This window comes from Pseudofrankia coriaricola, from assembly GCF_001854805.1.
GTDB lineage: Bacteria > Actinomycetota > Actinomycetes > Frankiales > Frankiaceae > Pseudofrankia.
This window is the reverse complement of record NZ_MBLO01000263.1, coordinates 52,693-78,738: the sequence shown is the minus strand read 5'-3', so window position 1 is coordinate 78,738 and position 26,046 is coordinate 52,693. Positions and strand designations below refer to the sequence as shown.

The 26,046-nt window shown below is 67.3% G+C and carries 25 protein-coding genes and 3 pseudogenes; 14 read left to right on the top strand and 14 right to left on the bottom strand.

Going from position 1 to position 26,046, the window contains the following annotated elements:
• Positions 1–7: 7 nt before the first annotated feature.
• Entirely contained in the window at positions 8–1,165 is a 1,158-nt protein-coding gene (locus BCD48_RS40450) for an epoxide hydrolase family protein (RefSeq protein WP_071053689.1), read from the bottom strand.
• A gap of 15 nt (positions 1,166–1,180) precedes the next feature.
• Positions 1,181–1,603 (bottom strand): cupin domain-containing protein, encoded by a 423-nt coding sequence (locus BCD48_RS40445; RefSeq protein WP_071053688.1) that lies wholly within the window; start codon positions 1,601–1,603, stop codon positions 1,181–1,183.
• 330 nt (positions 1,604–1,933) lie between these two features.
• Between BCD48_RS40445 and BCD48_RS40435 the strand changes: the two genes are divergently transcribed.
• Positions 1,934–3,091: an LLM class flavin-dependent oxidoreductase gene (locus tag BCD48_RS40435; protein WP_071053686.1), complete on the top strand. Its 1,158-nt coding sequence runs from the start codon at positions 1,934–1,936 to the stop codon at positions 3,089–3,091.
• Positions 3,092–3,218: 127 nt separating this feature from the next.
• Positions 3,219–4,061 carry an SDR family NAD(P)-dependent oxidoreductase gene (locus BCD48_RS40430; RefSeq protein ID WP_083419950.1) on the top strand — a complete coding sequence of 281 codons (843 nt, stop codon included), beginning with the start codon at positions 3,219–3,221 and terminating at the stop codon, positions 4,059–4,061.
• 205 nt (positions 4,062–4,266) lie between these two features.
• Here the strand turns inward: BCD48_RS40430 and BCD48_RS40425 are convergent, their stop codons facing one another.
• Entirely contained in the window at positions 4,267–6,057 is a 1,791-nt protein-coding gene (locus BCD48_RS40425; RefSeq protein WP_071053685.1) for a sulfatase, read from the bottom strand.
• 114 nt (positions 6,058–6,171) lie between these two features.
• Here BCD48_RS40425 and BCD48_RS40420 point away from each other — a divergent pair, with 114 nt between their 5' ends.
• The gene (locus BCD48_RS40420) at positions 6,172–7,146 is read left to right on the top strand and encodes a formylglycine-generating enzyme family protein (protein WP_241842364.1); all 975 of its coding nucleotides are present in this window, start codon (positions 6,172–6,174) and stop codon (positions 7,144–7,146) included.
• Between the two features lie 291 nt (positions 7,147–7,437).
• Positions 7,438–8,016: a PadR family transcriptional regulator gene (locus BCD48_RS40415; protein ID WP_071053684.1), complete on the top strand. Its 579-nt coding sequence runs from the start codon at positions 7,438–7,440 to the stop codon at positions 8,014–8,016.
• 77 nt (positions 8,017–8,093) lie between these two features.
• Here BCD48_RS40415 and BCD48_RS40410 read toward each other — a convergent pair whose 3' ends face one another.
• The 4 genes from BCD48_RS40410 to BCD48_RS40395 all read right to left on the bottom strand — a co-directional run bounded on the left by BCD48_RS40410 (position 8,094) and on the right by BCD48_RS40395 (position 11,477).
• Positions 8,094–8,927: a TauD/TfdA dioxygenase family protein gene (locus BCD48_RS40410; RefSeq protein WP_071053683.1), complete on the bottom strand. Its 834-nt coding sequence runs from the start codon at positions 8,925–8,927 to the stop codon at positions 8,094–8,096.
• Positions 8,928–8,983: 56 nt separating this feature from the next.
• Entirely contained in the window at positions 8,984–9,577 is a 594-nt protein-coding gene (locus BCD48_RS40405) for a carboxymuconolactone decarboxylase family protein (RefSeq protein ID WP_071053682.1), read from the bottom strand.
• 131 nt (positions 9,578–9,708) lie between these two features.
• A complete protein-coding gene (locus BCD48_RS40400) occupies positions 9,709–10,239 on the bottom strand; it encodes a nuclear transport factor 2 family protein (RefSeq protein ID WP_071053681.1) in 531 nt (176 codons plus the stop codon).
• On the bottom strand, positions 10,236–11,477 hold the full coding sequence (locus BCD48_RS40395; protein WP_071053680.1) for an amidohydrolase family protein: 1,242 nt from the start codon (positions 11,475–11,477) through the stop codon (positions 10,236–10,238). The genes BCD48_RS40400 and BCD48_RS40395 overlap by 4 nt, the downstream gene beginning before the upstream one ends.
• A gap of 122 nt (positions 11,478–11,599) precedes the next feature.
• Here BCD48_RS40395 and BCD48_RS40390 point away from each other — a divergent pair, with 122 nt between their 5' ends.
• A complete protein-coding gene (locus BCD48_RS40390; protein WP_241842363.1) occupies positions 11,600–12,190 on the top strand; it encodes a TetR family transcriptional regulator in 591 nt (196 codons plus the stop codon).
• Positions 12,191–12,309: 119 nt separating this feature from the next.
• Here the strand turns inward: BCD48_RS40390 and BCD48_RS57015 are convergent.
• Positions 12,310–12,552: pseudogene (locus tag BCD48_RS57015) on the bottom strand (IS4 family transposase); the annotation flags it as partial.
• Positions 12,553–12,672: 120 nt separating this feature from the next.
• Positions 12,673–13,809, bottom strand: coding sequence for an amidohydrolase family protein (locus BCD48_RS40385; RefSeq protein WP_157910621.1), 1,137 nt, complete (start codon positions 13,807–13,809; stop codon positions 12,673–12,675).
• Between the two features lie 126 nt (positions 13,810–13,935).
• Between BCD48_RS40385 and BCD48_RS40380 the strand changes: the two genes are divergently transcribed.
• Positions 13,936–14,229: a hypothetical protein gene (locus tag BCD48_RS40380; protein WP_071053678.1), complete on the top strand. Its 294-nt coding sequence runs from the start codon at positions 13,936–13,938 to the stop codon at positions 14,227–14,229.
• Between the two features lie 86 nt (positions 14,230–14,315).
• Here BCD48_RS40380 and BCD48_RS40375 read toward each other — a convergent pair whose 3' ends face one another.
• From BCD48_RS40375 to BCD48_RS40365, 4 genes are all read right to left on the bottom strand, one after another.
• Positions 14,316–14,786 (bottom strand): VOC family protein, encoded by a 471-nt coding sequence (locus tag BCD48_RS40375; RefSeq protein WP_241842362.1) that lies wholly within the window; start codon positions 14,784–14,786, stop codon positions 14,316–14,318.
• Between the two features lie 232 nt (positions 14,787–15,018).
• Positions 15,019–16,089, bottom strand: a complete 1,071-nt coding sequence (locus BCD48_RS40370) for an NAD(P)H-dependent amine dehydrogenase family protein (protein ID WP_241842361.1) — start codon at positions 16,087–16,089, stop codon at positions 15,019–15,021.
• Positions 16,086–16,301 carry a hypothetical protein gene (locus BCD48_RS50935; RefSeq protein ID WP_131804212.1) on the bottom strand — a complete coding sequence of 72 codons (216 nt, stop codon included), beginning with the start codon at positions 16,299–16,301 and terminating at the stop codon, positions 16,086–16,088. The genes BCD48_RS40370 and BCD48_RS50935 overlap by 4 nt, the downstream gene beginning before the upstream one ends.
• A gap of 166 nt (positions 16,302–16,467) precedes the next feature.
• Positions 16,468–17,349: an LLM class F420-dependent oxidoreductase gene (locus BCD48_RS40365; RefSeq protein ID WP_071053677.1), complete on the bottom strand. Its 882-nt coding sequence runs from the start codon at positions 17,347–17,349 to the stop codon at positions 16,468–16,470.
• Between the two features lie 164 nt (positions 17,350–17,513).
• Here BCD48_RS40365 and BCD48_RS40360 point away from each other — a divergent pair, with 164 nt between their 5' ends.
• The 7 genes and pseudogenes from BCD48_RS40360 (at position 17,514) to BCD48_RS40330 (ending at position 23,288) form a co-directional block, all read left to right on the top strand.
• On the top strand, positions 17,514–18,131 hold the full coding sequence (locus tag BCD48_RS40360; RefSeq protein ID WP_071053676.1) for a TetR/AcrR family transcriptional regulator: 618 nt from the start codon (positions 17,514–17,516) through the stop codon (positions 18,129–18,131).
• 57 nt (positions 18,132–18,188) lie between these two features.
• A pseudogene (locus BCD48_RS40355) lies at positions 18,189–18,485 on the top strand (LLM class flavin-dependent oxidoreductase); the annotation flags it as partial.
• A gap of 424 nt (positions 18,486–18,909) precedes the next feature.
• Positions 18,910–19,203 (top strand): annotated as a pseudogene (locus BCD48_RS54550) (aldehyde dehydrogenase family protein); the annotation flags it as partial.
• 70 nt (positions 19,204–19,273) lie between these two features.
• Positions 19,274–21,376 carry a molybdopterin-containing oxidoreductase family protein gene (locus tag BCD48_RS40345; RefSeq protein WP_241842360.1) on the top strand — a complete coding sequence of 701 codons (2,103 nt, stop codon included), beginning with the start codon at positions 19,274–19,276 and terminating at the stop codon, positions 21,374–21,376.
• Positions 21,377–21,477: 101 nt separating this feature from the next.
• Positions 21,478–22,011, top strand: coding sequence for a molybdenum cofactor biosynthesis protein MoaE (locus BCD48_RS40340; protein WP_071053674.1), 534 nt, complete (start codon positions 21,478–21,480; stop codon positions 22,009–22,011).
• Positions 22,008–23,021 carry a GTP 3',8-cyclase MoaA gene (gene moaA, locus BCD48_RS40335; protein WP_198543591.1) on the top strand — a complete coding sequence of 338 codons (1,014 nt, stop codon included), beginning with the start codon at positions 22,008–22,010 and terminating at the stop codon, positions 23,019–23,021. Before BCD48_RS40340 ends, moaA begins: the two co-directional genes overlap by 4 nt.
• A 21-nt stretch (positions 23,022–23,042) precedes the next feature.
• On the top strand, positions 23,043–23,288 hold the full coding sequence (locus BCD48_RS40330; RefSeq protein ID WP_071053673.1) for a MoaD/ThiS family protein: 246 nt from the start codon (positions 23,043–23,045) through the stop codon (positions 23,286–23,288).
• 642 nt (positions 23,289–23,930) lie between these two features.
• Here BCD48_RS40330 and BCD48_RS40325 read toward each other — a convergent pair.
• A complete protein-coding gene (locus tag BCD48_RS40325; RefSeq protein WP_071053672.1) occupies positions 23,931–24,743 on the bottom strand; it encodes an SDR family NAD(P)-dependent oxidoreductase in 813 nt (270 codons plus the stop codon).
• Positions 24,744–24,897: 154 nt separating this feature from the next.
• On the opposite strand from BCD48_RS40325, the gene BCD48_RS40320 reads away from it, so the two are divergent.
• Entirely contained in the window at positions 24,898–25,896 is a 999-nt protein-coding gene (locus BCD48_RS40320; protein ID WP_071053671.1) for an LLM class flavin-dependent oxidoreductase, read from the top strand.
• The last annotated feature ends 150 nt before the right edge of the window (positions 25,897–26,046 follow it).

Sequence of the window (26,046 nt, the reverse complement as noted above, 5' to 3'; positions counted from 1 at the left end):
CTCCTGCCTACGCGCGCAGCGGGCGGAAGAACGCGCGAAGGTCCGCGACGAGGAGTTCGGGTTCCTCGGCCGGGGCGAAATGTCCCCCGGTGCTCATTCTCGTCCAGCGCACGAGGTTCGCGTGCCGTTCCGCGATGGCCCGTGGGATGTGGGTGAGCTCGCGGGGGAAGACGGCGATACCTGTCGGGGCCTGGAGAGTCGGCTGGCGCTCGTGGACGGGTTTCCATGGAGTACGGAAGGAGTCCGCGTAGAACCGCAGTGAGCTGCCGACGGTTCCCGTGAGCCAGTAGAGGGCGAAGCTCGTGATGAGTTCGTCCCGGGTGAAACGGCGCTCCACCTGCCCGTCGCAGTCGCTCCAGGCCCTTCGCCTGTGCAGCATCCATGCCGCCTGCCCGATGGGCGAGTCCTGAAGTGCCCAGGCGAGAGTCTGCGGCTCCAGGGTATGGGTGAGGAAGTGAGTGAGATTCGCCTGCTGGTCGCGGCGAGCATCGAAATAGCCGACCTCGTCCGCTGAGAAGTCGTCGCGGCGAATTCCACCCACGTCCACGCCGAGCAGCGCGGGATACGTAAGGTGTGCACCGACGAGGCGGTCAGCGTACTCGTGGGCGAGCTGGGCGGTCACGAACGCGCCGGAATCGCCGCCGTGCGCGCCGAACCGGTGGTAGCCGAGTTCGGCCATGAGAGTGACCCATAGTCGCGCGGTCTGCCGCCAGCCGATGCCAGCCCGCGACGGAGCTGAGAAGACCGAACCGGGAAGCGACGGCACGACGACATCGAAGGCGTCCGCGGGGTCACCGCCGAAGTTCTCGGGGTGGGCGAGTGGCTCGATCACCTTCGCGAATTCCCAGAAGGTCCATGGCCAGCCGTGGGTGAGCACCAGGGGGAGCGGCGCCGGCCCGCTGCCGCGCTCGTACAGCGCGTGAACGACTACTCCGTCGATCTCGCCCCGGACGTGGGGCCACCGGTTCATCGCCGCTTCGTGGCCACGCCAGTCGTACTCATTCCTCCAGTGTTCGATCAGGTCCCGTAGGTAGCGCCCGGAGACGCCGTAGTGCCAGTCATCCGTTCCGGCTGCCTCATCCGCCCACACCGCGGTGCGTAACCGATCGCCAAGCAGCCTCAGCCGATCTTCGGCGATCCTTATCTCGAAGGGCTCGAATGTCACGGCGAACCGCGGTCGTCAGGATGGTCGTTGCTGAGTAAAGATGCCGGGCTCGCCGGAGTGGATCTCGATCCACTCGGCACCTTCGTCCCCGGCCCGCCACGAATAGAGCATGTCCGGGGTGTAGAAGCCCATGCCGGGGCCTACTGTCCGCCTGCCGAAGATCAGCTCGCCGCGGAGGATGTAGTTCAACTGGTGTGTCCCGTGGCGATGCGACTTGACCCGCTCACCTGGTTTCGCGGTCTCGTGGTAGACCGACAGGCTGGCTGACTGAAGGATGGTCCTCGTAACGAGGTCCCGGCCTAATAACTCGAGAAACCTCTCAGCCTCGGCGGACTCGCCGAGCTTCTCGACATTCGTGCGGCCCTCCAGCTCGTTGACGTCGAAAAAGAACTGTCGGGGCCTGTCCTGCCCGCGGTGGTCCTTGGCCTCGTCGGCCATGTGTCAGCTCCTTCCAGTCGATGGCTCGCTTGACCGCGGGTACCTGTCGTCCCATGCGCCCGTCCTCGGCTTGATTATTTTCCGGCTGACGGTGGCGTTGATCCACTTGGCGTGGCCGCGGACGCTGGCCGCGGTTCAGCGCGCACCGCACGCCGAGGCAACGGCGTTTCGTATATGGAACGGCGACCTCGCCCAGGGAACGTAGCGGCGCCTGGTCGCCGGTGTCAACGGGCCCGGACCGGCCGCGTCGAGGCCGTTGACATCGCCGAAGCGACGTCTACTGTTATTGCAGTATCAACCGGATCGTTTGCTATAACAAACGAGGTCGCGATGAAACTGGATTTGCTTTACGAGGTGGACGTCCCTAAGCCATGGGCGGGGCCCCATCCCCACGGCCAACGCGAGGCGGAGCAGGCCGCCTACCGCGAGGCCATCGCCCAGATCCGCCTCGCCGACGAGATGGGTTTCCACACGACCTGGCACGTGGAGCATCACTTTCGCGAAGGACGGTCGCACTGCCCGGCGCCCGAGGTTCTCATCGGAGCGCTCTCCCAGGTCACCGAGCGGATCCGGCTGGGGTTCGGCGTCACGCTTCTGCCGCACGCCTTCACGTCACCCGTCCGGGTGGCCGAGAAGGTCGCCACGGCCGACGTGCTGAGCAATGGGCGGGTCGAATGGGGAACCGGCCGCTCCACGCCCATGGAGCAGACCGCGTTCGGCGTGGACATCCCACAGAGCAAGGAACAGGTGCGAGAAGCGATCCAGGCCATCGTCGCGGCCTGGGAGTCGGAGTACTTCTCGTTCGAAGGGAAGTACTGGAAGTTCCCCGCGACGGGTGAGGTTCCGGTTCGTATGATCACGCCCAAGCCGGTGCAGGACCCGCATCCGCCCTGCTGGATGGCGGCGTCGAGCGACGGCAGCGCCGAGGCCGCCGGAGCGTTGGGCCTGGGTGTTCTCTCGCTGTCCATCATGCGGCCACTGGAGCAGATGGCGGCGACCATCCAACGCTATCGACAGGCCGCGGCCAACGCGCAGCCGATCACCCGCCTGGTCAACAACCGCGTCGCGGTGTACACGTTGGTCCACTGCGCCGACACGATGGCGCAGGCCGAAGCGAACGGGATCTGGGACGCCACCTGGTGGTGGTACAAGAACCTGGCCGAGTTCACGCTGGAGTGGGAATTCCCGCACGCTCCCGCCGAAGCGCGGGAGAAGATGTTCCCCCTCCTCGAACAACGGCGGAACTCGCCGCCGGATCCGAGGACGTTCAGCGAGGCTGACATGATTATCGTCGGGGATCCCGACGAGTGCCTGCGCAAGATGCTCCGCTATGCCGATCTGGGCGTCGACCAGCTGCTCTGCTACGTCCAGTTCGGGCGGCTGCCCCACGAGTCCGTGATGCGCACCATCGAGCTGCTCGGCAAATATGTCATACCTGAGCTCGAGCGTCACAACGTGCAGGTCTCGACCTCGGTGACCACCGGCTGACACCGACTGGCACCAGGGGGCGCCGTGGAGGCGCGCCGCGCGGTGCCAGTATCCCTGGGCCGGCCTGCGACCGGACGAGAGACGCTTACCCGACGGGGCGAGCTGACACACGCGGAGGGACACAAGAATGATCGATCTGGGTCTGGCCGGGAAGCGCGCCATCGTGTCCGGCGCCGGCTACATCCCCGAACGCGCCGGGCACGGCCGCTTCACCGCGCTGAGGTTAGCCGAGGCCGGGGCGACCATCGCCTGCGTCGACATCGACGAGGGCCGGGCGATCGGGATCGTCGAGGAGATCGAGAAGGCGGGTGGGAAGGCGTTTCCGGTCGTCGCGGACATGACGGTGCCCGCCGAGGTCGAGCGCGCGGTGGGGGAGGCCGTGCGCGGGCTCGGCGGCGGGGTGGACGTCTGCGTCGACATCATCGGCCGGGCCACCTGGAACGGCGCGGAGCGGTTCACGGCGCAGGTCTGGGACGCCACGATCCGGGAGAACCTGTCGCAGGTGTTCTATCTGTTCCAGGCCGTCGGCCGGCAGATGATCGAGCAGGGCACGGGCGGCTCGATCGTCGCGCTCACCTCGGTCGACGGCATCGTGGCTGCCGGGTACCACGCGCCCTACGGCGCGGCGAAGGCCGGGGTGATCTCGCTGGCGAAGACCTTCGCCGACGAGCTGGGCCGGTACGGCATCCGGGTCAACGCCGTCGCCCCGGGCAACGTGGGCAGCGGCAACGAGGACCAGCCGCCGGGGGAGTACGCGGTGAACGGGATCAACCCGCTCGCCGCACCCCGAGCGCACGACATCGCCAACGCGGTGCTGTTCCTGTCCTCCACCCTGGCCGAACGCATCACCGGGCAGACACTGATCGTCGACGGCGGCGCCAGCATCCACTCGCTGTGGGGATTCAGCGCTGCCGAGTCCAGACAGTTCTCCGAGACGGACTACCTCGACACCACCGGACAGTCGTCATGACCGACCAGCCCGGCCCGCGGCCCTGACCGACCTGACCGACCTGACCGGACGCTGCGCGATCGTGACCGGCGCCGGCAGTGGCCGCCGCCGCCGCCGCCGGCGCCGGCAGCGGCACCGGACGCGGGATCGCGCAGGTCTTCGCCGCGGGCGCCGCGGGCCACCCCGACTGGCCGACCCTGATCCGCGGCAGCCTCGTGGGTGGCCCCTACCCGTCGACCGCGGCGAGGTCTTCGGCGATCGCGGGCAGCAGGTCGCGGGGGACAGCTCCCGAGGCGGCGGTGGCGAGCATGAACAGCGAGGCGCCGGCGGCCATGCGGAGCAGGGGCCCGTCGAACAGGATTCCGAGGCCGTGGTTGCGGATGACCTGGTCGGCTTTCGGGTCGCCCGCGAGCTGGCCGATGGGGGTGTGCACGCTGATGCGCCCGGTGGGGAAGTCCGCGGCGCGTAGCGGCGGCTGGGCGGCCGCGGCGGCGATGCGCTGTTTGTGGGCCCGTACCAGGAGGTGATCGGCGGTCACCGGGCCGGAGGACGGCAGGCCCAGGCGGACAAACTGCGAGGGCGGGGCGTCGGCGGCGTGCAGGAGTTCGACGAGCAGGCGGGTCATGCGCAGTTCCAGCGCGTCGTCGTCGAGGGGGTGTTCCTGGGCCGGGTCTGTGTGCAGGTCGAACAGCAGGCTGCCGAACGTGTTCGTGTTGGGGAGGGCCAGGCCGGGTGACCTGAGGACGGGGGCCTCTTTGGTGAACGCGAACGTGCCGGATGGCAGTAGTTCGGCGTCGCGGAGTTCCTTCGGTGAGAACCGGGCCTGCATGTGGGTCGGCATGAGGGTGTGCTCGTAGAGCGGTTGGTTCATCGGTGTAGCCGCGGCCCGCATGTAGACGTAACGGCCGTCGGTGACGTTGACGTGGCCACCGAACAGCCCGAAGAGTGCCGCCTCGCGCACCGGCGTGTCGTCGGCGGCCGTCTGGCGTAGCGAGGTGCCCATCATGTCGGTGGGGGCCTGGACGCCGAAGAACTCCAGGAGGGTTGGGGCGAAGTCGATGGTCTGGACGAGGGACTGCCGGTGTTCGTCGGTACGGCCGCTGCGCGGGTCCCAGATGAACAGCGGGGTGTGGATGGTCTCGTCGTACCACGGCTGCACGTTCTTGCCCCACCAGCCGTGCTCGCCGAGCAGGAAGCCGTGGTCGGTGCAGACGATGAGCATCGTGTCGTCCCACAGGCCGTGCTCGTCCATCGCGTCCAGGACGCGGCCGAGATTGCGGTCGCACATGGACAGCAGCGCGGCGTACTCGTAGCGGACGTGCTCGACCTGTTCGGGGGTCTCGCGGACCGTCTGGTAGTCGGGCCAGTCGAAATGGGGCCCGTCGTAGTCGTGCGGGTACAGCTGCTTGTAGTGGTCCTGGGTGAAGAACGGCTCGTGTGGATCGAACGTCTCGACCTGCAGGAACCAGTTGTCCTCGCCGTGGTTGGTCTGGATGAACTCCAGCCCGGCGTCGAAGGTGAGGGTCTGGGGCTGGTCGGCCTCGGTGGTGAGGTAACCGCGGTTGACCCAGTCCTGCCGCCACGCCTCTCCGCGCCGCGTCCGGAGGCTCTCGGGGATCTCGGGCTCGGCGACGTGTCCCTTCCACGGGTCGCCCTCCTGGCCGCGCAGCAGCTCGAAGGTCCGGAAGCGGTTGTGGTACGTGGCGCCGCCGTCCGCCCAGTAGTACGGGTGATCGGTGACCAGATGGGTGTACACGCCGTGGTCGCCGAGCAGCTCGGGGCAGGAGTCGTCGAAGGGCTCCAGCGGACCCCATCCGCGGTGCAGGAAGTTGTAGCGGCCGGTGTGCAGCTCTCGACGGGCCGGCATGCACGGCATGCTGCCCGCGTAGCAGGTGTCGAACGTGACCGACCGCTGCGCGAGCCGGGTGAAGTTCGGCGCGTGGACCCAGTCCGGTCCGCCGTACGGCGGCAGGAACCGTCGGTTGAGCGTGTCGAACATCACCATGATCGCCTTCATGCGAGTCCCTCCCGGCGTCGTCGCCGTGACGTACTGCTATGCCTGATATGTGTGTGAGAACATATAGTTGCGACAGGTTATGGACAAGGGGGTGCCGCCTTGACGGAGCCGGCCGTGGGGCCGCCGAGCTGCTGCGCACCGTCGCGTGGTGCCGTCGTCGCGCCGCCGATCATCGGACTGCCGGCGGTCGTCGCCGCGCGCCGTGCCCGCCCCGCGTCGTCCGAAGGGATGGTGGTGGTCGCGGGTGGCGAGTTCCTCATGGGCAGCGAGGACAGGGACGGGTTTCCGTCGGACGGCGAGGGGCCGGTGCGCCGGGTCCGCGTCGAGTCCTTCCTCGTCGACCCTTACGCGGTCACGAACTCGCGGTTCGCCGCCTTCGTGGACGCCACCGGCTATGTCACGGAGGCGGAGCGGATCGGCTGGTCGTATGTGTTCGCGGGCTTCCTGCCCGCGGCGCTGCGCCGCGGTGCCCCCCGCCCGGCACGCACGCTCTGGTGGTGCGGGGTGACCGGGGCGAGCTGGCACCGTCCGGAGGGACCGGGCAGCTCGGTGGTCGACCGGCAGGACCATCCTGTGGTTCACGTGTCGTGGAACGATGCCACGGCGTACTGCCGCTGGTCGGGCACCCGCCTGCCCTCGGAGGCGGAATGGGAGTACGCGGCCCGCGGGGGCCTGGAGCGGCGCCGCTACCCGTGGGGGGACGAGCTCGACCCGGCGGGCGAGTATCGATGCAACATCTGGCGCGGGACGTTCCCCACCAAGAACACCGCCGCCGACGGCTACCGTGGCACGGCCCCGGTCGACGCGTACCAGCCCAACGGATTCGGCCTGTACAACATGTCGGGAAACGTCTGGGAATGGTGCGCTGACTGGTGGACGACCGACCACGGCGACCCGGGGTCGGTGGCGGTCGACCCGACGGGGCCGCCGACGGGGCGGGACAAGGTGATCCGCGGCGGGTCGCACCTGTGCCACGACTCCTACTGCAACCGCTACCGGGTCGCCGCGCGCACCGCGAACAGCATCGACAGCTCCAGCGGCCACGCGGGGTTCCGCTGCGCTCGGGATCTCGACCGATCCACCGCCTGACCCCGAGAGTTATGTTCCCGGGAACACAGATGGCTGGAGCTTTGGAGGAGCGAGGCCGGCCCAGGACGGCTGCCAGACGCGGATCCACCCGAGACGCGCGGCGGCGCTCGGACAGGCCCGCAGGCCCGCAGGCCGGCGCCGGCCGCGCCGTCCCACATTTCCGGGACGAAACCGTAGCGTTGACCAACCTCCTTGGCGCGGACCCACGGCAACCTCTCCGATCAGTCCGCCGCCTCGGAGGAGACCTCTGACAACTGATCGCCACCAGCGGTTCTCGACGGCAGGAGGGCCGTGCACCTCGATTTCGTGATCCTCGGGATGCTGGCGACCCGTCGCCTCTCGGGATATGACCTGCGTCGTGGGATGGAGGGGCAGCTGCGTTTCATCGGCTACGGAGTTCAGCTACCGCAGATCTACCGCCGTCTCGGCCGGCTCACGGAGCAGGGTTTCGTCGAGTTCGAGGTCGACCCGCGCGACGGCCGGCCCGATGCGAAGGTGTACACGCTGACCGAGTCCGGACGCCAGGAGCTGGTGGCCTGGGCCCGCTCGCCCTACCAGCCCGCGACGCGGCCCATGGACCCCGATTTCATTCTCCGCTTCGTGTTCGGGGGTCAGATCGACCGCCAGATCGCGATCGACGTGGTCCGTACCGAACTGGAGTACCGCCTCGCGAACGTCAGCCCGGACGGCCGGATGCACCAGTACCCGGACCACCTCGACGCCCAAATACCCGAGATCGATCCCACATTCGTCCGGGAGATCCATCTCCTTGCCCACGAATGGGGTTACACATCCGTCCGCGCCTACGTCACCTGGCTCCAGCTGACCCTGATCCGGCTCGAGGGCCAGAGCCCGTCCGCGCCGTCGTGAGGAGATGCGCACACGGTCCTGCTCCAGCGGGGAGTGCTGGGCGCCTCGCGCAGGTTGGCAGGCTCCGGCCGGGGCGTTCAGGCGACGGTTTCCTCGCCCATGAGGGTGGTGCGGTGCATCAGTCGGCGGGAGGTGGCGGTGTAGGGCTGGGCGCGGTGCAGGATGCCGGTGTTGTCCCAGATGACGAGGTCGCCGCGTGACCACTGGTGGCGCAGTGAGAACCGGGGCTGGGTGGCCCAGTCGAGCAGCCGGTCGAGCAGCGCGCGGCTTTCGTCGTCCGGCAGGCCGGCGATGTGGTCGGCCGTCGTGCCGACGAGCAGCGACTTGCGGCCGTTGCGCCGGGTCCAGACCAGCGGGTGTTCCCGGGAGGGCACCTTGTCCCAGCTGGCGCGGACCTTGTCCGACGCGTCCGGGTTGATGAGCCGCTGCGTGGCCGCGAAGCTGTGCACCACTCGGAGTTCGGCGAACTGGGCCTTGTCCTCGTCGGAGAGCCCGTCGTAGGCGGCGTAGAGGTTGGCGAACTCGGTGTCGCCGCCCTCGGTCGCGACCTCCAGTGCGGTCAGCAGGGTCGCCTTCTGGGGTACCGGGTCGTTGGCGCCGTCGATGTGCCAGTAGAAGGTCCCGGTCCGGTAGGCGGCCAGGGTGCTCTGCGCCGGGTCGAGGGAGATCGCGGAGATCTCGGGGAAGTCCTGCTGGCCGCCCATCGGGGCGACGACGACCTCGCCGAGCATGCGGCTGAGCGCGACGAGGTCGGCGTCGCCGATGTGTGTCTCGCGGTAGATGACGACGCCGTGCTCGTCGAGGTACTTGCGGGTGTCGGCGGCGACCGTCGGGTCCGCCAGTTGATGGCCGGCGAGTCCCGTGATCTGGACGCCGACCTCGGAGCTGATCGGGCTGACGGTGACGGACATCGGTGACTCCCGTCGGATGGGGTCGGATCTGGTCGAATTGGGTGGCTGCGCCACGCTTAGGGAGTCGGCGAGCGCCGGGCGATGGCTTCGCGCAGGTCGTCGTCGATGTCGATGCCGCAGGAACCGAACATGTAGGCGAGCGTCTCGTAGGCGCCGACTGTGAAGATCACGTCGAGGAGCTGCTTGACCTCGAGCTTGTCGGCGAGCACCTTCCAGGTGTCGTCGCTGATCTTGCCGTCGCTGATCAGTTCGTCGCAGGAGCGCAGGAGCGCTGCTTCCAGCGGGTCCCACAGCGGGGCGTCGGGGCCGAGGGCGATCCGTTGGATCTCCTCGTCGGACAGGCCCTCGTCACGCGCCATGAACGTGTGCTGCAACCATTCATATCCCGTGTTGCGCAGCGCGGCGACCCGCAGCACGATCAACTCGCGCTGCCGGCCGGACAGCGTGCTGGTCGACATGAGATGGCCGTTGAACGTGTAGAACGCCCGCGACAACGTCGGGTGGTGAGCGAACGTCCCCAGGGTGTTCAGGGCCTTCGAACGGCCTTCCGACGAAAGCTTTTTGGGCGTGCCCGGAGGCTCCAGAGCGGCCAGAACCTGCCGCATCTCCGTGGGCCACTGCCTGGGCGGAAGCGGCTCGATGCGTGCCATTACGTGGTCCCCTTCGTTCTTGATCGACCGGCAGAGGCGCTCCGCTAGGTCACCGAGCCGACCGACCCGGCCTTTCAGGGGTCAGCATCGAACTGTCGTAGCTGCGTAGGGAGCGCCGCTGTCTGGCTGCCCTACGGTTGGCCGTTGGGGGCGGCGATCGCCGGGCAGGTGTGCTCGGCGCGGTGGTAGTCGTCGTGCCAGCCGTCGGTCCCGAGCAGGTGCAGCTTTCGTTCGCGCAGCCGCCAGCCGTCGGCTGTCCGTACGGCGACGTCGTGGTAGTAGCCCCAGACCTGTGGCGTCTTTCCGGCCTGCGTGCGGTGCCAGGCGTACATCGAGGTCCGGACGGTGGCGCGGTCGTCGGTGTCGAACACGATCAGCACGTTGGCGTTGTGGTGGCTCGTGGCGGCGAATCCGTAGTCGACGCCGTCGCGGATCGCGCTGTCGAGCAGTTTCCGGTACGCGGCCCGCCCGTGGATGACGGGCGCGGAGCCGGGACCGTAGTCGATGACGCAGTCGTCGGTGAACAGCGCGGCCAGCTCGTCGTTCAGCTTGTGGTCGACGCAGTAGGAATAGCGGTGGACGAGATCGACGATGGCGTCCTTGTCGAGCAGCCGTCGCAGCGCCCGGCGATCGTCCCCGACACCGTCGTCGGAGGAGCTCATACGGAGACCGGGACTTCGAGTCCGAAGAGCTTCGCGGTGGTCCCGCCGAGGATCGCCGCCCGGTCCGCGGGACCGACGTCGCGGAACTGCTCGGCGATGGCTTCCCGGGTGCGTCGGAAGGTGCCTTCGGGGTGGGGGTAGTCGACGCCCCACACGAGGGTGGACAGGCCGGTGATGTGGCGGCAGGCGAGGGCGATCGGGTCCTCCTGGAACGACACGTGGATCTGGCGCCGGACGTACTCGCTGGGCCGCAGCGGGTAGGGCCACCGCTCGTTGAGCTTGAACACCTGCGCCATGCCGGGCTGGTCGTCCTGGGCGCGGTCGTTGTCCCAGAGGCCGACCCAGAAGTCGCGGTCCTGGCCGATGCCCAGCGTCCAGGCCTTGTCCATCGCGGCCATGAACGACACGAGCCAGTTCGCGTTGAACTCGACCAGGACGAAATGCAGATCGGGGAACCGGTCGGTCACGCCGCCGCCCACGAGTGAGGCGAGGATGTGCTGGGGTGCCAACGACTGCTGGGTCGCGGCGAAGACGATGCGGTCGACGACGGCGCTGTCGTCCAGCGGCTGGCTCTGTGTCTGGACCGTCTGCATGAGACCCCGGAGCGTCGGCGACGCCTTCCGGCTCACCTTCACCCCGCCCGTCGCCACATGGAACGTCACGACCAGGCCGTTTGCCTGGGCGGCCGCCCACACCCGGTCGAGCTCTCTCGCGTGGTATGGCACCGGGGACACCGCCGGCAGGAGAATCGCCCGCAGGCCGAGTCCGGCGGCACGCTCGATCTCGGCGACCGCGTCGTCGACATTGGTCATCGGAATGGGGGCGGTGGGCGCGATCCGCGCGCGGTAGCCGGCGAACGTCTCGGCGACGTAGTCGTTGTACACGCGGGCATGCGCCATCGACAGTTCATGATCATCTGAATACAGGCCGAAGAACGACAGGTTCGGGTGCATCACCTGCGCGCGGACGCCCTCGCTGTCCATGTCGTCGAGGATCCGTTCGGGGCGGCCGGTGTTGGGCGAGCCGTCGAAATGCGGGTAGGCGGAGTTCGTCCAGCCCTCGAACCCCGGCGTGTGCAGCTTCCGGAAGTGGGTGCGCCCGTCCTCACCGAGCGGCGCGATCGTGAGGTCCTCCTCCCAGACGGCGCGATCCCGCAGGTGCTTCGGGAGTCGGGTCAGGAAGAGATCGGGCGGCTCGACGATGTGCCCGTCCACAGAAACGAGGAGTTCTTCCGTCATGGTGGGGTCCCTACGCTCGACGGGCGGCTGACGGCCGGCCTGGGGAGGTGATACTCGGTGTCACCGTAGCGACCGGGGTGCTCTGGTGCAAGCCGGGTTCAGGCCAGAGGTAGGCTCGTTCGGTGAACGGTGCGGCGCGGACGACCGCGCGGGAGGTCGCCCGGGACGCGGTGCGGGCGATGCTGGCAGAAGTGGCCCTGGACCTGTTCCGCCGCGACGGCTTCGACAACGTCACTATCAACCACCTGGCCGCGGCGGCCGGCGTGTCCCGCAGCACCGTCCTGCGCTACTTCGGCACCAAGGAGGACGTCGTCCTGGGTGCCCTCGACGCGCACGGCGAGCAGGTCGCGGTCGCCCTGCGCGCCCGCCCGCCCGACGAGAACGACTGGACCGCGCTGCGCCACGCGCTGGACATCGTCGTCGAGATCTACCGCCAGGACCCCGCGGCCGCCCTCGCGACGACCCGACTCGTCCTGGCCACCCCCGCGCTGCACACCCGCCAGTGGGAGAAGCAACACAGCTGGCGCCCTGCCCTGACCCAGGCACTTGCCGAACGCGGCGCGTCCCCACGGCCAGGGGCCGTCACGCTCTCCGTACGAGCCGCCGCCGCCCTGGACTGCCTCAACATCGCCATCGCGCACTGGGCGAAATCCGACGGCACGCTCAACCTCGCCGACCTCCTGGACGAAGCCTTCGCGGCCCTCACACTATGACCAGCTACCGGCCGGGTGAAGCCCTCACCTTGCAGAATGCGGAGAGGCCGGAACTGGACGTCAAAGCCTTGCGTCAACGTGCGGGAGAGAGATTAGGCCACCGAGGCCGGCCCCAATACCATTCCTTCGACCAGCGCGGTGTCGTGGACGAGTTTGCGTAACGCCCGGTGCCGCAGCAGGACGCCTCAGACTTCCTGCTCGACCCGCCCCGGGGTCCGGGACCGCGGCACCAGGCAGCCGTCCTGCTGGTGGACCTTGATCTCGTCGAGCAGGGTGCGGGTCATTTGGTGAGGTGTCCGTGCCAAGAGGGCAAGACCATTCGCCATGGACGCCGGCCGTCGCATCCACGACACGATCCTGAACCCTGCCCCGGGCGCGAGCGAGCTCGACTCCGCCGCCTGGAGCGAGAGAACCCGAGGTCGCCGCCGCCGACCCAGCCTCGGGGGATTCTCACGCCGGCGAGGTCAGCGGCGGGTAGTTCGTCAGGCCGTTATCTTCAGCAGCTTCGCGGCGTTGTCGTGGACGATCTGCATGACCTCGTCCTCGGGTACGCCGGCGAACTGCTTGTCGATCCAGGCTTGTGAGTTCGGAAACGCCCCCTCGAAGTGCGGGTAGTCGTTGCCCCACATGAGGACGTCCATGCCGATCTCGTGGCGGAGATCGACCGCGGCAGGGTCCCACATGAACTGGCACTTCACCTGGCGCCGGACGTAGTAGCTGGGGGGCGCCTCCAGGTCCATGCCCCTTCCCCCGTACTGGACTCTTGAGTTGTCGATGAAGCGGCTGTGCATGACGTGGTCCCACTGCTGCATCGCGTAGGGGAGCCAGCCGGCGTTGCACTCGATCATGGCCACGGTGAGCTTCGGATGCCGTTCGAGGATGCCGCCGTTGACGAACCAGCCGAGCGACACCATGGCTCCCGCCGTCGTGATCGCGAAGCCCGTCTCCCCGAGACCGGGGGTTCCACGCTCGGCGCCGACACCCTTCATGATCGCCCCGAACGCGCCGCTGAGGTGCAAGAAGACCGGGACGTCACAGGCCTCGGCAGCTTCCCAGACCGGCTCCCACATCGGGTTGGAATACGGCATGCCGGGGACGACGTCGGGCAAGGCGATGGGACGCAGGCCCATGGAGGAGGCCCGAACGATCTCCTCGGCCCCGACCTCGAGGTCGTGAAGGGGGAAGTTGATACTGGGCGCGAACTGGCGCATGTGGTCCCTGTACGTGTCGGCTTGCCAGTCGTTGACCAGCCGGCAGTATGCGGTGTGGGCGTCGTTGTCCGCGAGGCTCACACCGACCGCTGTCATCCCCAGCAGGACCTCGCCGACGACGTTCTCCAGAGCCATTTCGGCCAGCCGCTCCTCCGGCGTGAAGCCCGGGAACGACGTGGGGGTCGCGTTGCCGGTGACCATCTGACGCATCGCACGCTCGTCCGTCCGGTCGACCTTGAACTCGCCGCCGATCGACATCATGTCGGCCGAGTCGGCCTTGTTCCGCTCGCGATTGCCCATGGTTCGGGGCCGCACGAAGTACGTGCCGTCCGCGCGCTCCTCGAACTTGGGGAGGTACGGGCGGTACTTTGCGGGAAGCTCGTCCGCGAGCTCGTACGGGAACCCCACGTGTGAATCGGTCGTGATGATGGGCCAGGCCATGAGTGAACGCCCCTCTCGGGATCGTCAGTCGCCCGCAAATTAGCTGACTCAGTCAGACTGTACCATCGGGCATGACCTCGATACCATCGGGCCATGACCTCGATCGCTGGCACGTTGCACTGGATCCCGATGGAGGCCCACGGGCCGACGGCGCCCTTCCTGTACAAGCGTATTTGCGCTTTCGCCTACGTCGGGTCCGACCTTCAAACCGAGAGCGCGATCCTGGTCGAGGGCCTCGAGCCCGGAAAGGAGACATGCGCCGTCGAGGCCCACTGGGTGGACGGATATCCCGAGCTCGCCGCGAGCCAGGGCGACGTGGTGACCCTGATCGCGGCCCATCGACCGATCGCCACCATCGAGGTGGGCTCTGTCAGGGCGGCCGCCTGAGCCACACTCCGCTCACTATCGCGAAAGCAGTGGCGGCGCAGCAGGCAAGTTTGGCGCGGAGTACAGCGGCCGCGGCGGCGAAGGCGTCAAGGGTGGTACTCGATCACCTCGATGGAGTTCCCGTCGGGATCCTCGATCACGGCCAGGTGGGTATCAGCACCGTGCTCCACCGGTCCGTAGAGGACGCGGCCTCCTCTGGCGACGGCGCGAGCGATGACGCCGTCAAGGCCGGTGACCCACACGCTCAGGTAGCTAAGGCCAGCGACGGAGAGGAGGGACTCCGCCCGATCGGCGGGCTTCGGAGGGCTGGACGGAACCAGCACCTTGAGCAAGGCGCCCGGTGACTGCAGCCGGTATAACGTCCCCGGTCCATGCTCCTCTGCCGGAAGTTCGTCGAGCTCGAACACCGCGGTGAGGAAGTCCACGAGGCCACGGTCGGCACTGACAAACCCGACCTCGAAACGGACGAACGTCATCGATCGGTGGGCTCGGTCATCTCCATGCGGAGCCGGGTGAGCGTCGACGTCCTGTTGCCTGATCACTTCGATGTCATCCATGAGATCGCCTCCATCGGTAGCTGGGACGGGCACGTTCGGGCCTTGGTGAGTCTTGACCGCACCTCGGTCCAGATGCTGATCTTCAGCACCTACAAGCCTGGTACTGCGGTACGCCCACTGCGCCGGACTCGCCCTAGTTTGCCCCGATCGACATATGTGGACGGACTCGGGGCGAGTCGTGCCGCCGGAGCTACTTTTTCAGCAGTCTCCTGGCGCAGGCGACCGCGGCCACTTACCTGAGCGTGGCGACGATCTGGGGAAGATCGACGGTCGAACGGATCCCCGGGCGGGCTGCGCAGACGAACGGCACGGCGTTGACCGCGCGGTTCGCCGTGTACGCAGGGAATACTGCCCCCATCCGCTCGGTAGGAACTGGAAAGCGGATGTCGATGTCGAGAGGCGCGTCACCGTCGACCGAGATGTGCCAGCCGGTGGCGCGCAGGTCCCAAGCGGGATCGAGGTCGGTGGTGCAGTACCAGTGGCAGCGGAAGCGCAGCAACGAGCGGCCGCCTCGCATCCCCGACACCGTTATCCGCTGCGCTCCCACGGTGCCGGCGGCGAGGATGCCGGCAGCGATGCGGACCGGGCGACGCGCTGTCGCGATCTCCCCACTCACCTCCACCGAGTCAAGCGGCGTCGCCAGCGCGTCGGCGACGAGCTGCAGCGACGGGCCGAAGCTGCCCGTCATGTAGGACAGCCGGTGTTCGTCGAACTCGGCGGGGGGCTTGCCGAAGCCCATCAGGTCGAAGAGCAGTTCTGGCGAGTCGCGTTCCGAGAGGTCGGCGAACTCGTTGATCGTCAGGTTGTCGAGCCGCCGCTGGATCGATGACAGAACCAGCGGGACGGCCTCTGTGATGAACCCGGGGCTGCTTCCGGTGCTGTGGATCGAGGTACCACCGCGCTCGCAGGCGGCCTCGATCTGCTTGCGAACTGCGGGGTCGAGACTGTCTGCGCGATGGAACTCGCCCCGGGTCGTGACGACGTTCGCGCCGGATGCCAGCAGCCGGCACACCTCGTCGAAATCGCAGGCAGCCGGCATGTACAGGATGCAGTCCGCGCCGAGCGCCAGAATCTCGTCGATGTCATTAGTTGCCAAGACATCGGTGGTGTCGAGCCCGCACAATTTGCCGGCGTCACTTCCGACCTTCGCTGGCGCATAGACGTACACGCCAGCAAGAGACAAATTCGGATGCTCGATGACGGATCGTAGTGCATAGGTTCCGATGTTTCCGGTGGCCCACTGGACCACGCGGTAATTTGGTATGGCGTCCGCGCGCCCTTCGGTGCTGACATGGAGGGTCACGAAACCACCCACGACCGATGCTGGAATAAGTCGACACCGACGGCGACCTGCGCGGGCTTGCCCGCACCGTCGACCAACGAACCCGCCGTCTCGGTTTCACCGCGCGCCGCCGACGCCGCGGGAGCTTTGCCTATCAGACAGTTTCGGGAGAGGGTCAAGGCCATCTTCCGGTCATCCAGCTCGCGTGGTCTGTCGGGATTGTCTTTTGTCATCCAGCAACACCTCGATCTTCGGTGTGGAAACGCTATTTTCGAAGGGCGGGCGGGCGCGAGTGAAGCGGCTGCAGAAACTGTCGCGAGCGCCTGGACCAGCCGCGGGGAGCCGTCCGGCCCGTGCGGGCCTCAGCCCATGCGGGCCTCATGCTGGCCGCGGTTCCCGTCAACCAAGCTCGGCCAGCCGCCGCGCCGCGGGCGCGCCGCGGTCCTCGATCCACTGGGCCGGCGAGGCTACAGCCGGAGTCACGATCATGGTCTCGATACCGAGCTTGGAATAGTCGGTCATCTCCTTGGCGAAGGCGTCGAGGTCGCCGTTTCGGATCGTGTCCCCGGCATAGATAGCAGTCTTGCGGATCTGGCCGTAGTCGCGGCCCGCCTCATCGCAGTGCCGGTGTAGCACATCGAGCTTGTGCGCGACCTCGGCGATTGAGAAGGCCGTGAGGTTGCAGGCGTCCGCGTACTGGGCCACCAGCCTCAGCGTTTTCTTCTCACCGCCTCCGCCGATCATGATCTCCGGGCGTGGCACGCTCACGGGCGGCGGCACGCACCGGGTCTCGGTCAGCTGGTAGTACGTGCCGTCGAACGGCCCGTTGTGTCGCGGGTCCCACATCTGCAGGCAGATCCGTAGCGTCTCCTCCAGCCGCCCGAACCGCTCGGCCGTCGGTGGGAACGGGACGCCGAGCCCCCGGTGTTCGCGCTCGTACCAGGCTGCGCCGATGCCGAGGGTGGCCCGCCCGCCGGAGAGGTTGTCGAGCGTGGTAACGATCTTGGCCAGCAGGCCGGGGTGGCGGTAGGTCACCCCGGTGACCAGCGCGCCGAGCTGCACCGTGGACGTATGCGCGGCAAGATAGCCGAGGGTTGTGTAGCACTCCAGCATGGCGTCTTGGGCACCGCCCAACTCCTCCATCTGGAAGTAGTGGTCCATCACCGACAGCCAGCCCACCCCCGCCGCCTCGGCGGCGGCCCCGGCCGAAGCCAGCCGCGGTCCCAGGCCGCCGTGGCCGTTCGCCTGATCGAACGCGACGATGTGGACACCTAGTCGCATGTCAGCCTCCCTGGTGCCAGTCATGGTGCACGCTGTCCTCGTTCCCATCGCCTGGATTGGAGGTTCGAAGCAGACTTCCCATGTACCTTATGACACCTGGTTTCACGCTAACGACCGGGGCTCGATCCTGCAAGTCGGGATCGAGTCCGAGGTAGGATCAAGGCGTGACCGAGCTCGCGCGTACGAACACGAGAGACATCGCGAGGACCGCCGTCCGGGCCGAGCTGGCCCAGGTCGCGTTCGACCTGTTCGTCCGCGAAGGCTTCGAAAATGTCACCATCAACGACCTGGCGACGGCTGCCGGGGTGTCCCGTAGCACCTTCCTGCGCTACTTCGGCAGCAAGGAGGACGCCGTCCTCGGCGCCATCGACGCACAAGGCGATCAAGTCGCCAATGCCCTGCGCGCCCGACCCGCAGACGAGGACGACTGGACGGCACTACGGCGCGGGCTGGACACCGTTATCGAGCCCTACCGCCAGGACCCGGCCAACGCCCTCGCAACGACCCGTCTTGTCCAGGAGACCCCCGCCCTCTGTGCCCGGAAGCTGGAGAAGCAGCACAGCTGGCGCCCCGCCCTGGCCCAGGCTCTCGCCGAGCGCGGCGACGCCCCGCGGCCCGCGACCCTGGCCCTGTCAGTACGGGCCGCCGCCGCCTTGGACTGTCTGAACATCGCCCTCGACCACTGGACGGCTTCCGACGGCCGGCTCGACCTCGTCGACCTCCTCGACGAAGCCTTCGCCGCACTCGCACCGGCGCCGCGGCGGCCGTCGTCGTCAGGGTGAATACCTCGGGGCACGGCACGTAGCACACCGCGTGCCTGCGGCAGCGGTCGTTTCGATCTTGCCGCGCATACGTCCACGGTGCAGCTCGACGCGCTGGTCACCGGGGTGACCTACCGCCACCCCGGCCTGCTGGCCAAGATCGTTACCACGCTCGACAACCTCTCCGGCGGGCGGGCCACCCTCGGCATCGGCGCAGCCTGGTACGAGCGCGAACACCGGGGGCTCGGCGTCCCGTTCCCACCGACGGCCGAGCGGTTCGGGCGGCTGGAGGAGACGCTACGGATCTGCCTGCAGATGTGGGACCCGCGGCACAACGGGCCGTTCGACGGCACGTACTACCAGGCCGCCCTGCCCGCGCCGCGGGACGGTCGCTACTGAGGCGCTAGATTGCCCCGCCGGCGTCGAGGAGTATCTCTTCGAGCCGGTCAGCCGGTCAGCCGGTGCGCCGGACGCCTCTCGCGGAGCGCGCCAGACGCCTCAGTCGTCGCGGCGGGGCTATACCCAGGGTCGCAACTGCAATACGGTTTCTATGGTGGAACTTGGTGTCGCGGCGGGTGTAGAGTTCCGCACATCCGCGGGGCGAGTGACCGCGGCCACAAACCAGGAGGCATCCAGGCGAGGGACGACGGCGAACGAGGCCCAGGCCAACGGCGGTCTCGAGGGATGCGCCAACGGAGCGGGAGCACCTGTCGACTTCGGGCCGGCGCGGCGCCAGGGCCCAAAAGGTGGGTGAGCGGTGGCGAGGACGGCGACGGTTCACGCCGGATCGAGGACGCTGATCGACGGCAAACTTGTCGAGGCGGACCCGGGCAAGAGACTCGACAACATCAACCCGGCGGTCCCGGTCGGGCGCGGGTTGCGTTACCCGATGGAGCTGATGGACACGTTCGGGTGGGAGACGGACCTGCCCGACGTGGTCGACTTCCGGGGTGTCGCGACCTCCCGGCGCGTCGTGAAGGAGCCGGTCGGGGTGGTCGGGGCCATCGTGCCGTGGAACGTGCCGTTCGAGGTCGCACTGAACAAGCTGGGTCAGGCTCTCGCGACGGGTAACACGGTGGTACTCAAGCCAGCCAACACTGTTCATCGACGTCGACGACGCGTTGAGGATCGCCCAGGAGGGGATCTCCGGGTCGGTGCTGTGCGTGATCCCGTACGAGGATGAAGACGACGCGGTTATCGTGGAGGAGGATCTCGTGGTCAGTCAGGCTGTCGAATCCAAGCGCACCTACTGCAAGGTGTGCATGGTCATGTGTGGACTTGTCGTCGAGGTTGATGGTAACCAGGTCGTAAAGGTTCGCGCGGACAGCGAGCATCCGCTTACCAAGGGCTATAGCTGTCCGAAGGGCCGCGCAACAGGTCAGGTGCACCACCTTGAGCCCGCGATCACGCGTCCGATGATGCGCAAGGACGGCGAGCTTGTCGCGGTCAGCTGGGACGAGGCCCTCGACGATATTGCCGCGAAGCTCCGAACCGTGATCGATACCTATGGTCCCAACGCGGTCGGCATGTATTTCGGCAGCGGTCTTGGCCTGGATTCGTCGGGCTACTCCATGGAAGAGGCGTTCTACAACGCGCTGGGCACGCCACCCAAGTTCTCGCCGCTGACCAACGACGGCACCTCCAAGGTCATGATGGCGGGCGCGATGGGGGCCTTCATGGGCCTCAACCCCAAGACCGACTACGACAACGTCGAGATGCTTGTCTACGTCGGCACGAATCCAATGGTCAGCCACGCGCACAATACGGGCATGTTCAACCCCGGCCGCTGGATCAAGTCCGTTGCCAGACGCGGCGAGGTCTGGACGATCGACCCGGTCTTAACCCGGACGGCGAAGTTGTCCACCCGCCACATCGCGTCCTATCCGGGTAAGGACTACGCAATCCTCGCCTGGCTGACCCGCGAGATTATTGACGGCGGCCCGTTCGACCCCAAGCAGCCGGTCAACGGCCTGGAGGAGTTGCGGGCGGCGCTTGAAGGCTATGACCGGGCCAAGGCCGCGGAAATAGCCGGTGTCACCGAACAGGAGCTTGCGGACCTGCTCGCCGCCATTCGCCGGAAAGGCCGCGCGGTGGTGGAGACCGGCACGGGCATCACCATGTCGTCGGGCTGCAACCTGACGCAGTGGTTCGCCTGGCTCATCATGATCCTAACTGGCGCGATGAACCAGAAGGGCGGCACCTGGTTTCATCCCAGCTTCCTCACGCCGCTCGAGAATTTCGACCTGCCGGTGATGGAAAACGCCTTCACGCCCGGGTCAAATGTCCGGCCCGACGTGAAGGGTATCGTCGGCGACTGGCCGTGTGCCGTGCTGCCGCTCGAAATCGAGGCCGGCAACATCCGCGCGTTCTTCAACTTCGGCGGCAGCATGCTGCGTTCCTTCCCGGACGCCAATGCACTCAGAGCCGCACTGCTGAAACTCGACCTTCACGTGAACACCGAGATCGTCGAGAACGAACTCACACCACTTTCCACGCACATCCTGCCGACCAAGAGTGTCCTCGAGCGGGCGGAATTCACCCGGTGGGACACGCTCGCCTGGAATGTGTCGCTGCAGTACAGCCCGCCACTGGTCGAGCCGATCGGCGAGCGACGCTCGGCCTGGTGGGTGCTTTCGCAGTTCATGAAGCGGGCAGGCTTGCCGGTTCCCGACCATGTCCCTGACGACGACCGCGAGCCGGGCGCCGACGACTTCATGCTCGCGCAGCTGATGAAGTATGCGCGCTGCAGCTTCGAAGAGCTCAAGGAGAAGCGCTACGTCGAAGCTCCCCTGGAGTTCCCAGCCCCATGGGTGGACAGGCACTTCGAGCGGATCGGCGGATGGAGGCTCGCCCCCAAGGAAATACTTGGACAATGGAACGAGATGCGCGCCGCCGACGAGGCCGCGCTCGGCAAGCCGAAGCAGCTGGTCTACAGCTCGCGGCGCCAGGCCAAGAAGCTCAACGCGCAGCTCAGCTTCCTGGGCGAGCCGGCGGAGATCATCCTGCATCCCGACACCGCGGCGGCCCACGGGATCACCGACGGCCAGCGGGTACGCGTCCACAACAAGAGCGGCGAGATCATCATCACCGCGAAAGTTGATCCCACCATGCGCAAGGGTGTCGGCTCCATTCCCCACGGGCATCTGCACGCGAATGTCAACAACCTGACCAGCACCGATGACATAGACCCGCTCGGCGGCATGGCGCTGTACTCCGGCGTGCCCATCGAGATAGAACCAGCAATCGAGATAGAACCAGCAATCTAGCACCACAGCGGCCGCCTTCAGCAAGGCGCGTCACGTGGAAGGAACCGCGATGAGCTCCGTTACCGGTCCGCCGGGCCGAGGGAACAGATAGTGGGTCCGTCATGAGTGGTCAGCCCTCCAGCCCGACGTACCTGGTTGACGACAACCTGGTCGGGCTGACCCGTGACCGCATCCCGATATCCGAGATGATCGAGTGGGCTGTCACTCCAGCGTGCGGCGCGGTCGTGACGTTCACCGGCACGGTCCGGGACCACAGCAACGACCGCGTCGGCGTTGTCGAGATTGACTACGAGGCCTTCGACCGCCATGTCGAGGCGCGGCTCAGTCAGATCGCCGCCGGCGCGCGTGATCGGTGGCCAAGCCTGGGACGGGTGGCACTGTTGCACCGGATCGGACGGGTGCCGCTGGGGGAGGCGAGCGTTCTGGTCGTGGTCTCCGCGCCCCACCGCGAAGAAGCGTTCACCGCGGGTCGCTTCTGCATCGACCTTGTCAAGGAATGCGTGCCGGTATGGAAGCGCGAAAGCGGGACCGATGGCACGAGCGGGTGGGTCTCAGACGGAAACCCGATCGAGGACGTCGCCACCGCGGCGCGTCGCTGGCACCCCGTCGGGGAGCCGGAAAGGTCGGTCCGGTGATCCCGCTGACCCTCGATCGCCGCGGCCGTCCACTCCGTGACCTGCGTATATCCGTCACCGACCGGTGCAACTTCCGCTGCAGGTACTGCATGCCACGCGAGCACTTCGGCCATGAGCACCGCTATCTCGAGCGGGCCGACCTGCTGACGTTCGAGGAGATCACGCGCCTGGCGCGGTTGTTCGTCTCACTGGGAGTGCGCAAGCTGCGGCTCACCGGCGGCGAGCCGCTGCTGCGCCGCGGTGTCGAGGACCTTGTCCGGCTGCTCGCCGCGATTCCCGGGGTCGACCTCACGATGACGACCAACGGCGTGCTGTTGCCAAGCAAGGCGGCGCTCCTCGCCGCCGCCGGGCTGCGGCGGGTGACGGTGAGCCTCGACGCGCTCGACGACGAGGTGTTCGGCGCTCTCACCGACACCGCGGTTCCGGTGCGCCTGGTCCTGGACGGGATCGACGCCGCCGCGCGCGCCGGCCTCGCTCCGATCAAGGTGAACATGGTCGTGAAACGAGGGGTCAACGACCAGTCCATGTTGCCGATGGTTGAGTTTTTCCGCGGAAGCGGCCACATCCTGCGGTTCATCGAGTTCATGGATGTCGGGGCCACGAACGAGTGGAAGCTGGACGAGGTGGTGCCCGCCGCCGAGATCGTGAGCCTGATCGATCGCCGTCATCCGCTCGAACCGCTCCCACCCGACCACCCCGGGGAGGTGGCCACCCGCTACCGATTTCGAGACGGCGCCGGCGAGATCGGTGTCATCGCCTCAGTCACGCGCCCCTTCTGCGAGGGATGCACCCGAGCCCGGCTGTCCGCCGATGGGAAGATCCACACCTGCCTGTTCGCGTCCACAGGCACCGACCTACGGGCGTTGCTGCGAACCGGAGCGGGCGACGAGGAACTGCTGTCAGCGATCCGAGGCCTGTGGACTGTCCGGGAGGACCGCTACTCGGAACTGCGCGGGCGCCAGGCATCCTCCCGCGGCGGCCGCGTGGAGATGTCCTACATCGGGGGTTGACGAAACGAAAGGATTGCCCGCATGCCCACCATCCTGCTGTTCGCGTCCGCGCGGGAGGCCGCGGGCCGGGCCGCCGACATGATTCCCGGCAGCACCCTCGGCGAGGTGCTGGACGAGGCACGCCTGCGCTTCGGCGGCGAGTTCGCCCGCGTGCTGGCCGCTTCCCGGGTGTGGATCAACGGAGAGATGCTCCACGGCGACGTCGACGGCATTCCCTGCCGGGCCGGCGATGAGATCGCCGTGCTGCCACCGATCAGCGGCGGATGACCGATCGTGATCCTACGACCGGTGGACAATGGCCACGCCCCCGCGCCCGGCGCTGCCGCGAGCGGTACCGCGCCATGGCGCTGATCCCTCAGCCAATGGCGACCATCTCATCGTCCGACAAGCGACGTTGACTCAATGGGGATCTGCCCCGCCCGCGACCTGACCATCTTTCGAGCAGCGGAGCTGCTTCCGGGCGCCCCCGACACTACAGTAATTACGCCGCCGTCCTTTGCGGATCGCTCACCTGCCGCAACATGCCCAGCAGACCGGATATTTCCGAGCAGACCGGATATTTTGTGTTGCTCCGAGCCTCCACCCGTTCTCGGCGGCACGGTGCTGTGGCACAATTAGGAACTGGTGGCCTTCTGTTCGGGGGGGTTTCGGTCGGGCGACTTTCACCACTCGGGACAGAAGGCCACTTCTCTATGAAACGACGGCCAGACACGGCCGAAGCGCAACGACCGGGCGTTATCAACTGGTCGTTCCCCGCGACCTGCTACGGGCTCATCGACCACCAAACTGTGCTCTGGGAGCGCCAGCACTCGTCCGAGACGTTCAAGGGAATGCCTGCGTTGATGGAGAGGCGCGCCCCTCGACGGATCCGCGGCAGTTTGCCGGGCGAGCGCGGGGTTCGCCGAAGGCTCAGGCCAGCTGCGTTCCGCCGTCCACGGCAAGGACCTGACCGGTGACGAAGGCGGCTGCGTCCGATGCCAGGTAGACAGCCGCCGCGCCAATCTCAGAGGGCATTGCCGTCTGGCGCTCCAGCACGGTGCGCCGCCCGATCGAGAACATTTCCTCCCGGCGCGTCTCCATCAACCGCATGATCAGCCCGTTGGGATGGAACCGGCTCCCGGAGCTCACGTCGTCAGGGTCTTCGGGCACGGTCCCGTAGGGCGCGATGGCGTTCACGGTAATGCCCTTCTTGCCGACCTCCTTGGCGAGCACCCGCGTGAAGGCGTGCACAGCGCCCTTCATCGCCGAGTAGACGGCGAGCTTGGTGTCTCCGATCAGTCCGGACGTCGACCCGATGTTGATGATCCTTCCGTAGGACCGGCTGATCATGCCTGGAAGAACAGCGTGGGTGCAGTTCAGGGTGCTGGTTATGTTCAGAGCGATGTCCTGGTCCCAGGTCCCCGGGTCCGAGTCGACGAAATCGTCCATGTCGACGTTGCCCCCGACGTTGTTCACAAGCACATCGATCGAACCGAACCGGTCCAGCACAGCGGCCACCATGCCATCGACCTGTTCCCGGTCGGTCACGTCAGCCGCCCGCCAGAACGCCTCCTTCGCTCCCCGCTCCGTTAGCTGCCTACATACCCGTCGGCCCTGATCCTCGTCGCGACCGACGATAGCGACGTTGGCACCTTCGGCAGCGAAGGCCAAGGCGATGCCTTTACCGATGTTGGCGTTACCACCCGTGACCACGACCGTACGACCGGCCAACTTGGTTTCCATTCTTCGGACGATATCAGGACCGGGCGTTGACTTTCCACGGGTCTTTCGCCAGACTTCGAGACGAATAAGCGACGCTCTGCTGTGGCCTCACCGTCCGGCGCGGCTCCGCGCTGCGCCGCATGCCAGCGCCCAGCCGAACTTTTCGGGAGTTGCCATGAAAGCCTTACGCCTGACCCTGACCCAGCCGGGGTTGGAACCGAGAGCGATGTCGGCGCGATACCAGGCCGCGGTCGAGATGTGCGCTCACATCGAGGAGCGCGGGTTCGATCTGGTGAACCTCGAGGAGCACCACGGGGTACACAACGGCTGGAGCCCGTCACCCTTGGTGCTCGCTGGCCTGATCTTCGGGCGGTGCCGCCGGCTTCCGGTGTCCATCGCGGCATTCCTGCTTCCACTGCATGACCCCATCCGAGTGGCCGAGGACATCGCGGTGTTGGATCTCGCCTCGGGTGGTCGTCTAAGCGTGGTGCTGGGCGTGGGCTACCGCCCCTCCGAATACGCCGCCCACGGCAAGGACTGGGACCGCCGCGGCGCCCTGATGGACGAGTGTGTGGCCACCCTGCTGAAAGCGTGGACGGGCGAGCCGTTCGATCACCACGGCTCAACGGTGCAGGTCTCACCGAAGCCGCTGACCCAGCCGCATCCTCTTGTGATGATCGGCGGCAGCGCCAAGGTCTCCGCTCGGCGGGCCGCTCGGTTCGGGTTACCGTTCTCGCCGGCTGGTCACCTGCCCGAGTTGGAGGCGTACTACTACGAGCAGTGCCGAGAGCTCGGCGTGAAGGGTATGTGCCTGATGCCGCCGCCGAACACCCCGATGATGTTCATCCACGAGGATCCGGACAAGGCGTGGGCGACGCTTGGGCACCACTTCCTGCATGAGGCCACCACCTATTCGGCCTGGCAGACCACCGATGTGCGGTCTGCCCTTCGCTCTGCCGCAACCACCGTGGAGCAACTACGTGCCGAAGGCATCCACCAAATCCTCACACCAGAGCAGGCGCTTGCGCGCGGTCCCGACGCGGTGTACTGCGTCCATGCGCTGTGTGGGGGCATGCCAATCGAGGAGGGCTGGAAGTGCCTGACCCTCTTCACCGAACGGGTACTACCGCACCTTCCCCGTGCTGCTCCTGACTCGGGCCCTTCCCCATCCTGACGAGCCCAAGCTCGTCAAGTACGACCGGAGGACGGCAGCGAGCGCCTCCGCGGCCACCTCGCTCACCGGGTCGCTGAGCGACTATTCCTGAGGGTACCCGGAGGGTGGGGTATGGCGGTGGTGGGAGACAAGCGAATATCGGCACGCGGC